The organism is Janthinobacterium sp. HH104, assembly GCF_001758715.1.
Taxonomy (GTDB): Bacteria; Pseudomonadota; Gammaproteobacteria; order Burkholderiales; family Burkholderiaceae_D; genus Janthinobacterium; species Janthinobacterium aestuarii.
Genome location: NZ_LRIB01000039.1, coordinates 214,495 through 224,915, shown reverse-complemented (window position 1 = coordinate 224,915; position 10,421 = coordinate 214,495). Strand labels below are relative to the sequence as shown.

The 10,421-nt window shown below is 63.7% G+C and carries 12 protein-coding genes; 9 read left to right on the top strand and 3 right to left on the bottom strand.

Translation table 11 applies throughout. From position 1 onward, the window contains the following. The 7 genes from JAB6_RS18255 to JAB6_RS18225 all read left to right on the top strand — a co-directional run. On the top strand, positions 1-710 hold a 710-nt coding region (locus tag JAB6_RS18255; RefSeq protein WP_083292792.1), incomplete at its 5' end, for an amidohydrolase. A gap of 84 nt (positions 711-794) precedes the next feature. Then, positions 795-1,124, top strand: coding sequence for an L-rhamnose mutarotase (locus tag JAB6_RS18250; protein ID WP_070303988.1), 330 nt, complete (start codon positions 795-797; stop codon positions 1,122-1,124). Positions 1,125-1,200: 76 nt separating this feature from the next. Continuing rightward, positions 1,201-1,956: an SDR family oxidoreductase gene (locus JAB6_RS18245; protein WP_070303987.1), complete on the top strand. Its 756-nt coding sequence runs from the start codon at positions 1,201-1,203 to the stop codon at positions 1,954-1,956. A gap of 21 nt (positions 1,957-1,977) precedes the next feature. Then, entirely contained in the window at positions 1,978-2,844 is an 867-nt protein-coding gene (locus tag JAB6_RS18240; protein WP_070303986.1) for a fumarylacetoacetate hydrolase family protein, read from the top strand. A gap of 81 nt (positions 2,845-2,925) precedes the next feature. Further along, complete coding sequence (locus JAB6_RS18235) at positions 2,926-4,437, top strand: sugar ABC transporter ATP-binding protein (protein WP_254671678.1); 1,512 nt, start codon at positions 2,926-2,928, stop codon at positions 4,435-4,437. 20 nt (positions 4,438-4,457) lie between these two features. After that, complete coding sequence (locus JAB6_RS18230) at positions 4,458-5,432, top strand: ABC transporter permease (RefSeq protein WP_034759656.1); 975 nt, start codon at positions 4,458-4,460, stop codon at positions 5,430-5,432. Between the two features lie 80 nt (positions 5,433-5,512). Further along, positions 5,513-6,448, top strand: a complete 936-nt coding sequence (locus JAB6_RS18225; RefSeq protein WP_070304000.1) for an ABC transporter substrate-binding protein — start codon at positions 5,513-5,515, stop codon at positions 6,446-6,448. A 15-nt stretch (positions 6,449-6,463) separates the two neighbouring features. Here JAB6_RS18225 and JAB6_RS18220 read toward each other — a convergent pair whose 3' ends face one another. Further along, positions 6,464-7,363, bottom strand: a complete 900-nt coding sequence (locus tag JAB6_RS18220; RefSeq protein ID WP_070303984.1) for a LysR family transcriptional regulator — start codon at positions 7,361-7,363, stop codon at positions 6,464-6,466. Positions 7,364-7,461: 98 nt separating this feature from the next. On the opposite strand from JAB6_RS18220, the gene JAB6_RS18215 reads away from it, so the two are divergent. After that, the gene (locus JAB6_RS18215; protein ID WP_070303983.1) at positions 7,462-8,529 is read left to right on the top strand and encodes an SDR family oxidoreductase; all 1,068 of its coding nucleotides are present in this window, start codon (positions 7,462-7,464) and stop codon (positions 8,527-8,529) included. Between the two features lie 121 nt (positions 8,530-8,650). Here the strand turns inward: JAB6_RS18215 and JAB6_RS18210 are convergent, their stop codons facing one another. Together JAB6_RS18210 and JAB6_RS18205 are read right to left on the bottom strand one after the other, a co-directional pair. Further along, complete coding sequence (locus JAB6_RS18210; RefSeq protein ID WP_175444569.1) at positions 8,651-9,595, bottom strand: SMP-30/gluconolactonase/LRE family protein; 945 nt, start codon at positions 9,593-9,595, stop codon at positions 8,651-8,653. 63 nt (positions 9,596-9,658) lie between these two features. Next, positions 9,659-9,901, bottom strand: a complete 243-nt coding sequence (locus JAB6_RS18205) for a hypothetical protein (RefSeq protein ID WP_070303982.1) — start codon at positions 9,899-9,901, stop codon at positions 9,659-9,661. Positions 9,902-10,150: 249 nt separating this feature from the next. Between JAB6_RS18205 and JAB6_RS18200 the strand changes: the two genes are divergently transcribed. Next, positions 10,151-10,393, top strand: a complete 243-nt coding sequence (locus tag JAB6_RS18200; RefSeq protein ID WP_070303981.1) for a hypothetical protein — start codon at positions 10,151-10,153, stop codon at positions 10,391-10,393. The last annotated feature ends 28 nt before the right edge of the window (positions 10,394-10,421 follow it).

Below are 10,421 nucleotides of genomic sequence, written 5' to 3'. Positions count from 1 at the left end.
CCCGGGATGCAGGAAGCGCCGGCACGGTGCTGGTGCAGTCGCTGCCGACGGCTGCCGATACCGATTACTTGCTGGCGCTGGCGGCAAAGACCAGCTTCATTCGCGCCGTCGTGGGCTGGACCGATTTGCTGGCACCTGACGCAGCGGCGGTGATTGCTCGCCTGGCATCGTACGGCAAGCTCAAAGGCTTGCGCCCCATGCTGCAGGATATCGATGACGATCAGTGGATCGCCAATCCCGCGCTGGCGCCGGCCCTGGCCGCCATGGTGGAACAGGGCTTGCGGCTGGACGCGCTGGTGCTGCCGCGCCACTTGCCCGCGCTGCTGCATTGCGCCCGTGCTTATCCGCAGTTGGCCATCGTGATCGACCATGCGGCCAAGCCGCCGATCGCCGATGCCGGCTTCGGCGCCTGGCGTGAAGACATGGCGTTGCTGGCCGCGCTGCCGAACGTGCACTGCAAGCTGTCCGGACTGGTGACGGAAGCGCGGCCCGGCTGGAACGTGGACGACCTGCGCCCTTATGCCGCACATGTGCTGGACGTGTTCGGCCCCCGGCGCGTGATCTGGGGCAGCGACTGGCCTGTGGTCGACCTGGCCGGCGGCTATGCGGCGTGGCTGGCCGCCAGCGAGGCGCTGCTGGCGCATTTGGGGCAAGAGGACAGGGACGATATTTTCGGACGCAATGCGTGCCGGTTTTATGGTTTTGAATGAGGTGGCGGGCGTGTCTACGAATCACCGCGATGCCAACTGTAGGTTGGCTTAGCCGGTACGGCGTAAGCCAACAAAGGAGTCGTAATGCAAAGAATGGGCATGGTCATCGGCATCGCGCCGGAGCGCATCGTTGAATACAAAACCCTGCACGCCGCCGTCTGGCCGCAGGTGCTGGCCAGACTGGCTGCCGCGCATGTCGGCAATTATTCGATCTTCCTGCGCGAGCCGGAAAACCTGCTGTTCGGCTACTGGGAATACCACGGCGAGGATTTTGAGGCCGACATGGCGACGATTGCCGCCGACCCGGAAACGCAGCGCTGGTGGACCTTTTGCGCACCGTGCCAGGAGCCGCTGGCTTCGCGTGCCGAGGGCGAGCACTGGGCGATGATGGAACAGGTATTCCACGTCAGTTAGCAAAAATCCGGGGTCAGACCCGCCGGGCCTGACCCCAGCCGTTAAGGTGTTGGGTTAAAAAATAAAAGGAGACAACATGACCGCCAGACTACAAGGCAAAATCGCCCTGCTCACCGCCGCCGGCCAGGGCATCGGCCGCGCCACGGCCGAAGCGTTCGTGCGCGAAGGCGCCACCGTGATCGCCACCGATATCAACCAGGCCCAGCTCGACGCGCTGAAGGAAGCGACGGGCTGCACCATCCGCCGGCTCGACGTGACCGATGGCGCGGCGATCACCGCGCTGGCCGACGAGATCGGCCCCGTTGACATCCTGTTCAACTGCGCCGGCTTCGTCGACGGCGGCACCATCCTCGACTGCGACGATGCGGCCTGGGACCGTTCCTTCGACATCAACGCGCGCTCCATGTACCGGTTGATGCGCGCCGTGCTGCCCGGCATGCTGGCCAGGGGCGCCGGCTCCATCGTCAATATGTCGTCCGTGGCGTCGAGCGTGAAGGGCGCGCCGAACCGCTTTATCTATGGCACCTCGAAGGCGGCCGTGGTGGGCATGACGAAATCGGTAGCGGCGGACTTTGTCACGCGCGGCATCCGCTGCAATGCGATCTGTCCCGGCACCATCGAGTCGCCGTCGCTGAAGGAACGCATTGCGGCGCAGGCGGCAGCGACGGGCGTGAGCATCGATGAAGTGCAGGCTGCGTTTGTCGCCCGCCAGCCGATGGGCAGAGTGGGCAGGGCAGAAGAAATCGCCGCGCTGGCCGTCTACCTGGCTTCCGACGAATCCGCCTTTACCACCGGCATGGTCCACGTCATCGACGGCGGCTGGTCCAATTAATTACAACAACGAGAGACACACATGAAACTGATGCGATATGGCGCCAAGGGCGCTGAAAAACCTGCACTGATCGATGCCGATGGCGTCGTGCGCGACCTGTCCGGCGTGCTGTCCGATATCACGGGCGCGACCCTGGGCAAGGATGGCCTGGCGACTTTGGCCGCCCTCGATATCGCCAGCCTGCCGGTGGTGGCGAATCCTGGCCGCATCGCGCCGCCTTGGAAGGGCGTGGGCAAGTTTTTGTGCGTGGGCCTGAACTATGCCGACCATGCGGCCGAATCGGGCATGGCCGTGCCGGCTGAACCGGTGCTGTTCATGAAAGCCACCAGCGCCATCATCGGCGCCAACGATGCCGTGGTGATGCCGCAGGACTCGAAGAAAAGCGACTGGGAAGTGGAGCTGGGCGTGGTGATCGGCACCACCGCGCGCTATGTGAGCGAAGCCGATGCGCTGTCGCACGTGGCCGGCTATTGCGTGGTGAACGATTTGTCCGAACGCGAGTACCAATTGGAGCGCGGCGGCCAGTGGGACAAGGGCAAGGGCTGCGATACCTTCGGCCCGATCGGTCCCTGGATGGTCACAAGCGACGAAGTGGCGGACCCGCAAAACCTGGGCCTGTGGCTGGAAGTGAACGGCAAGCGCGTCCAGGACGGCAATACCAGAACGATGGTCTTCGGCGTGGCCAATCTGGTCAGCTACATCAGCCGCTTCATGACCTTGTACCCGGGCGACATCATCAGCACCGGCACGCCGCCGGGCGTGGGCATGGGCCAGAAGCCGTCGGCCGTGTATCTGAAGCCGGGCGACACCATGCGCCTGGGGATCAGCGGACTTGGTGAACAGCGACAGACCGTGCATGCGTGGAATCCGGAACTGATCGACAGTTAAACGAGTAGCAGACCGGCGTGCCGCCAAGATGCTCAGACATCGGCGCGCCGGCCTATGACAGTGGAGTGGAGGAGACACACCATGAATGAATCCGAAGAGATACTGGCCCTGAACAAGGTCAGCAAGCGCTTTCCCGGCGTGCTGGCGCTCGATAACGTCAGTTTCAGCCTGCGCAAGGGCGAAGCGCATGCGCTGTGCGGCGAAAACGGCGCCGGCAAGTCCACCCTGATGAAGGTGATGAGCGGCGTGTACCAGGCCGACGAGGGAGAACTGGTCTACAAGGGCAAGGTGTGCAGTTTTTCCTGCAGCGTGGATGCGGAGGCGGCTGGCATTGCCATCATCCACCAGGAGCTGAACCTGATCCCGCACCTGAGCGTGGCCGAGAATATTTTTCTCGCGCGCGAACCCGTGCGCGGCATCTTCATCGACCGCAAGAAGATGCGTGCCGATGCGCAGGCGCTGCTGGACCGGTTGAAGCTGCGCATCGACCCGCGCCAGCTGGTGAAAAACCTGTCCTGTGCGCAGCAGCAGATGGTGGAAATCGCCAAGGCGCTGTCGCTCAATACGGAAGTGCTGATCATGGACGAGCCCACGTCGTCGTTGACGGAAAGCGAGACGGGCCAGCTGTTCGACATCATCAATGAACTCAAGCGCAACGGCGTGAGCGTGGTCTACATCTCGCACCGGCTCGAGGAGATGCAGCACATTATCGACAGGGTGACGGTGCTGCGCGACGGTAAATTCGTCTGCACCGACGATTTTGCCGCCACCAGCCTGGACGCCATCGTGGCGAAGATGGTGGGCCGCACCCTCGATGAAAAATTTCCCGACCGCGTCTCGACGCCGACGGCTGAAGTGCTGCTGCGCGTGACCGATTTGCACCGCAAGGATGTCTTCGGTCCGCTGAGCTTCGACTTGCGGCGCGGCGAGATACTCGGCTTTTCCGGCCTGATGGGGGCAGGGCGCACGGAAGTGGCGCGCGCCATCTTCGGCGCCGATCCGCTCACCAGCGGCGCGATCCACCTGGGCGACGTGGCGGTCACGATCGACAGTCCCATCGACGCCATCGGCCACGGCATCGCCTACCTGTCGGAAGACCGCAAGAGCCACGGCCTGGCGATCCGCATGTCGGTGGCGGCCAATCTCACCTTGACGAATGTGTCGGGGCTGGCGAACCGCTTCGGCTTCATCGATTTTGCCAGGGAAGAGGCGGTGGCGCAGCAGTACATCGCGGCGCTGGGCATCAAGACGCCAACCTCGAAACAGATCGCGCGCAACCTCTCGGGCGGCAACCAGCAAAAGATCGTCATCAGCAAATGGCTGTACCGCGAATCGAAAATCATCTTCTTCGACGAACCCACGCGCGGCATCGACGTGGGCGCCAAGTTCGCCATCTACCAGCTGCTCGACAAGCTGGCGTCGGAAGGCATCGGCGTGGTGCTGATCACGTCCGAGCTGCCCGAGATCATGGGCATGACGGACCGGGTGGCCGTGTTCCATGAAGGACGCATCAGCGGCATCGTCAACACGCGCGAGTCGTCGCAGGAAGAGATCATGCATCTCGCATCGGGCCGCCAGGCAGCAATGCATTAACATCAGAAAGCCACAAGAAAATGAACAAAGAACTGATCCAAAAATTCGCCGCGCTGGGCAGCCTGTCGCTGTTGCTGCTCGTGTTTTCGCTGACCAGCAACGCCTTTTTCTCCGTCAGCAACGGCATGAGCGTGGCCTTGCAAGTGACGTCGATCGCCTACCTGGGCATCGCCGCCACCTGCGTCATCATCACGGGCGGCATCGACTTGAGTTCCGGCTCCGTGCTGGCGCTGGCCGGCGTGGCCGCCGCGCTGCTGGTGAAAAGCGGCGTGCCCGTACCGGTCGCCATGCTGGGCGGCGTCGTGGTGGGCGCCATGTGCGGCGCCGTCAACGGTTTCTGCATCACGCAACTGAAGCTGCCGCCCTTCATCGCCACCCTGGGCATGATGCTGATCGCACGCGGCCTGGCGCTGCAGGTGACGGGGGCGCGCGCCATTTCCGGCCTGGGCGAGTCGTTCGGCGAACTCGGTAACGGCGTGCTGTGGCGCATCGAGCGCGACACGGGCGGCACCTTTCCCGAAGTCGTGTTTCCCGGCATTCCGTATCCGGTGGTGCTGATGGTGGTGATCGCCGTGGCCGTCTCCATCATGCTCAGCCGCACCACCTTTGGCCGGCATATCTATGCCGTCGGCTCGAATGCGGAAGCGGCGCGCCTGTCCGGCGTGAAGGTGGGCCGCGTGACCCTGCTCGTGTACACCCTGTCCGGCGCCTTGTCCGGCCTGACGGGCTGCGTCCTGATGTCGCGCCTGGTGACGGCGCAGCCGAACGAGGGCGTGATGTACGAACTCGATGCGATCGCCAGCGCCGTGATCGGCGGCGCCTCGTTGATCGGCGGCATCGGCACCATTTCCGGCACCGTCATCGGTTCCTTCGTCATCGGCATCCTGCGCAACGGCTTGAACATGAACGGGGTATCGAGCTTTATCCAGCAAATCATTATCGGACTGGTCATCTTGCTGACCGTCTGGATCGATCAGAAGCGCAACCGCGCCTGAAGCAGCAAGCAGCACACATGAAGTCAATCCACCAAATCTATAATTATTAAATGAGGACGACAATGAAAACCATCAAAGCCATGTCGCTGGGTCTGTTGACCGCAGCATTTGCCCTGAGCTCCAGCGCCGCCTTCGCCGCCCCGGGCGAGATCGCCGTGATCGTCAAGACAACCAATTCCAACTACTGGCAGAACGTCAAGAAGGGCGCCACGGCCAGCGCGGCAGATGCCAAGGGCTACAGCCTGACCTTCCAGGGACCGGCTTCGGAATCGGCGATTGCCGACCAGGTCAGCATGGTGGAAAACGCCGTCACGCGCAAGGTGGCCGGCATCGTGCTGGCCGCGTCGGACCCGGACGCGCTGGTACCGGCGCTGAAGAAGGCGTGGGAAGCGAAGATTCCCGTCGTGCTGATCGACTCGCTGGTGGCCGACAGCGGCAAGCGCTATTACCAGTCCTTCCTGTCGACCGACAATGAAGCGGCCGGCGAGCAAAGCGCCAAGGCTCTCATTTCGCAGGTCGGCAAGACAGGCAAGATCGCCGTGATGTCGTACGTGGCGGGCGCTGGTTCCGAGACGGGCAGGGTGGGCGGCTTCAAGCGCTATATCGAAAAGAACTCGCAGCTGCAGATCGTCGGCACGTATTACTCGCAGTCGCAGATGGCCACGGCGTTGAACCAGACGACCGACGTGCTGGCCTCGAATCCGGACTTGAAGGGCATCTTCGGCGCCAATGAGCCAACGGCCGTGGGCATGGGCCGCGCCATCGCGCAGGCGGGCAAGGCCGGCAAGGTGATCGCCGTGGGCTTCGACGGCAATGAAGACCTGAAAAACTTCGTCAAGGACGGCACCCTGTATGCGACCGCCGTGCAGGGTTCGTACTCGATGGGCGCGCTGGGCGTGAAAACCCTCGTCAGCCTGATCGAAGGCAAGAAGGTCGCACCGTTCGTCAACACGGGCGTGGTGATCGTCACCAAGGCCAATGTGGAACTGCCGGAAGCGAAGAACGTTTTGTATTGAGTTCCATATTGCGTATCAGCTGATCGTCAGGCGCTGCTTCAATTCAATGAGCAGCGTGCCGGTCTTGGTGGTCAGCTGGCGCGCCAGCGGCCACGCGAGGGACAGCGGCAAGCCTGGCGTGGCGCAGGCCGGTAGTACTTCGACGATGGCGCCGCTGGCCAGGTGCTCGTGCACGAGCCACGTCGCCTGCTGCGCGATGCCCAGGCCCGCCAGCACGGCGGCCGTTTGCGCCTCGGCGTCCCCCACCGTCAGGCGCGGACTGCCCGTCCGCCGTTCCACCCCGTCTTCGCCAGCAAACAGCCATGGCGCCGCCGTGCCATCGCCCCGGCCGTAGGCGATGCAATCGTGGCCATCGAGATCCGCGATGGCGAGCGGCGTGCCGCGCCGCGCTAGGTAGGCGGGGGCCGCGCAAAAGATCAGGCGCTCTTCGCCCAAGGGCATCTGCCCCAGCGTTGGCGGCCAGCTGCCCGGCGCGCCGATGCGCACGGCGATATCGATGCGCTCTTCGAACAGGTCGGCAAAGCGGTCGCTGAAGGCAATCGACGGCTGCAGCTTCGGATATTTTTCGCACAGATCAATCAGCGCCGGCATCACGCGCATGCGGCCATACGACGCGGGCACGCCGATGCGCACCTTGCCTGCCAGTTCCCCATCCTGCTCGGCCAGCACGTTTTCCGCCTCGACCAGTTCCTGCAGCACGCGCTTGCAGGTGGCGTAATAGGCATGCCCCGCGCTGCTCAACTGCAAACGCCGCGTGCTGCGCTCGAACAGGATCACGCCCAGGCGGGCTTCCAGGCGCGCCACGCTCTTGCTCACGGCCGAGCTGCTCAGGTGCAGTCTCTCGGCCGCCCTGGTGAAACTGCCGGCATCGGCGGTGGCAAGAAAAGGCGCGATGCCTTTCAAGTGTTCGGACATGATTGCAGAATATTTTTCATGAATAAGGTGAAATACTATCGCGGATAAGAATTTCTGTCCGCTATATCATGGCTTTTTACACAGGCATTGGAGCATCCATGAACAAGCACGCATTGATTATCGGCGCCAGCGGCGTTATCGGCAGCAATCTGGCCACGCACTTGCTGGCGCAGGGCTGGCAGGTGACGGGCGTCTCGCGTGGCCGCACGCCGGTTCCCGCCGGTTGCGCATGCCTGCCGCTCGATGCCACGGATGGCACGGCGGTCAGCGCCGCTCTGGCGGGCCTGGACGCCAGCCACGTCTTTTTCACGGTCTGGGCGCGCCAGGCCAACGAGCAGGAAAACATCCGTGTCAATGGCGCCATGGTCGCCAATGTGCTGGCCGCGCTGGGTCCCACCGGCCACTTGCGCCATGCGGCGCTGGTCACTGGCCTCAAGCACTACCTGGGACCGTTTGACGCCTATGGCAAGGGCAGCGTGCCCGTCACGCCGTTCCGCGAAGAGCAGGGCCGGCAAGCGGTCGAGAATTTTTACTATGAGCAGGAAGACCGGCTGTTCGACGCGGCCGCGCGGTATGGTTTTACGTGGAGCGTGCACCGCCCGCACACCATCATCGGCTACGCGCTGGGCAATGCCATGAACATGGGCCTGACCCTGGCCGTGTATGCGAATCTGTGCAAGGCCGGCGGCCAGCCCTTCGTCTTTCCCGGTTCGCCCGCGCAATGGCACGGCTTGTCCGACATGACGGACGCGGGGCAGATCGCACGCCACCTGGCGTGGGCGGCCGACAGTCCCGCCGCGCGCAACGAAGACTTCAATATCGTCAATGGCGACGTGTTCCGCTGGAAGTGGCTGTGGCCGCGCCTGGCCGCTTATTTCGGCGTCGAGGCGGCCGATCTGCCCGAGGCGATGGCGCCGCTGGCCGACCGCATGCAGGACGCCCCCGAGCAGTGGCGCGCCATCGCCGAGCAGCACGGCCTGGTGGAGGCTGATGTCAGCCGCCTCGCCTCCTGGTGGCATACGGATGCCGACCTGGGGCGGCCGATGGAAGTGATGACGGACATGGGCAAAAGCCGCAAGGCGGGCTTCCTCGATTACCAGGATACGCAGGATGCCTTCTTCAATCTGTTCGACAAGCTGAAGGCGGAGCGCATCATTCCGCGCTGACCTGGTTGCGGCCAACCATGTCGTCGGCTTACGCCGTTCCGGCTAAGCCGACCTACCGGGCCGTTGTGGTAGTGCGTAGGTCGGCTTAGCGCGCAAGCGCGTAAGCCGACATCTTCACATGCTATTCGGGCTTGCGCCGTTCTTGCGCCCGCTGCCACTCCAGCCCCGGGCGGTCGACGCGGAACTGCAGCAGCCGTCCCTGCACGACTTCCGTCACGTAGGCCGTACGCCCATCGGGGCCGCCGAAGGTGATGTTGCTGGGCTTGGCGCCGGGTACGCTGATTTCGCGCAGGATGCGTCCCTGTGGCGACAATTTCACCACCGTGCCCTTGCCGTAGCGCGTCACGTACAGGTTGCCGTCGACGTCCACGCGCATGCCGTCCATGCCGAAATCGTCGAACTTGATCAGCAATCGCTTGCCGCTCAGGCTGCCGTCCGCGGCGATGTCGTACATCCAGATATTGCGCTGCACGCTTTCATTCACATACAAGATCTTGCCGTCGGGGTTCACCTCGATGCCGTTGGCCGTGCCCATGGTGTCGAGCGCCAGGGTCACCGTGCCGTCCTGCGCGATGCGCCACACGCGGCCCGTGTTTTCCTTCCAGTTCGGGTCGCTCGCATACAGCACGTCGTCGGCCGTGATGGCGATGTCGTTCGGCTGCGTCATGCGCGGCTCGCGCGCGTGGATGGTGAGCGCGCGCGTGGCCGGGTCGACCAGGTAGATCGTGTGCTCGATGTAGTCGGCCAAATACATCTGCCCCCGGCTGCCGAAGCGGATGCCGTTGGCGATGCTGGTGCCGGGCAGGGTCAGGTACACCTCGCCAGTGCCGCCGGGGCTGACCTTGCCGATGGTTTGCTGGCGCGCAAAGTTGACGGCATAGATATTGCCATCCGCATCCACGGCCGGGCCTTCGATGCCCTTGGTAAAGGAATGCGCGGGCGTGAGCGTGGTGGCGAGGAACAGCGCCTCGTGCGCGGGCTGGCTGGCGCAGGCGGACAGGCTGGCCAGCGCGGCGGCCAGCACGGCCGTGCGCAGCGACGGCAGGGCGTATCGGGTATGGTGCATCGGTGTTCTCTGTATGGCAAAGGTGGCGTATGTTACCCGACGCGCGCCAGCCGGGGCGCCTTGCTAGGCGGCCACGACGACGAGGTCGGGGAAGTCGTCCTGCCAGCCGTCCCATTCGTCTTGCAGGTGGGCATGCATGCCGGCGCGTTCCTGCGCCTGATCAAAGGTGTCCGCGCTGGCCAGCAGGAAGTGGGCGATGGCGCGCAGGGTGGCCGGGTCGGCCTGGATGGTCACGTCGGAACAGCGTTGAGGGCGTTCGGACGGTGTGTCTTGCAGATAGCAGTGCAGCGATAAATGGGTGGTCATGGGTGTCAGTGGTCGATGGGCACCACATATGATGCCATGTGCGCGCAGTATCTGTAAGGTGAACGAGCAGCAATTGACGCCGGACGGGCGGAATGGAAAAAGATGCGCGACAGGACTGCGCAATAGCCGGGTTGAGGCGTATGATGGAAATACAGATGTGGTTGCCGCAAGGCAGTGTGACCGATGCTGGCTACACGTCTTGCCGGTTTTTTTTCGTGGTTTTGGCAGTAGTGACAACGAGGAGACATCATGGACAAACCCGAATTCATCCTGGCCGCCAAGGCCATGGAAACGCTGGAAATGTATCAAACGTTTTACGGCCACTCCAGCGAATACCAGGCGCACCAGCAGGAAGTGCTGAAACTGCTGCGCCACAAGGGCGCCTCCCTGCTCGTTTCCGAGCACGGCCCGGCGAAATTCCTGCTGGCCTTTGCCGATGCGCTGGAAGCGGCCAGCTTGCCGGGCGAGTATGTGCCGCTCAGCCGCAGGTAGGACGAGCCCGTCCCGGCAGGGGATGCAG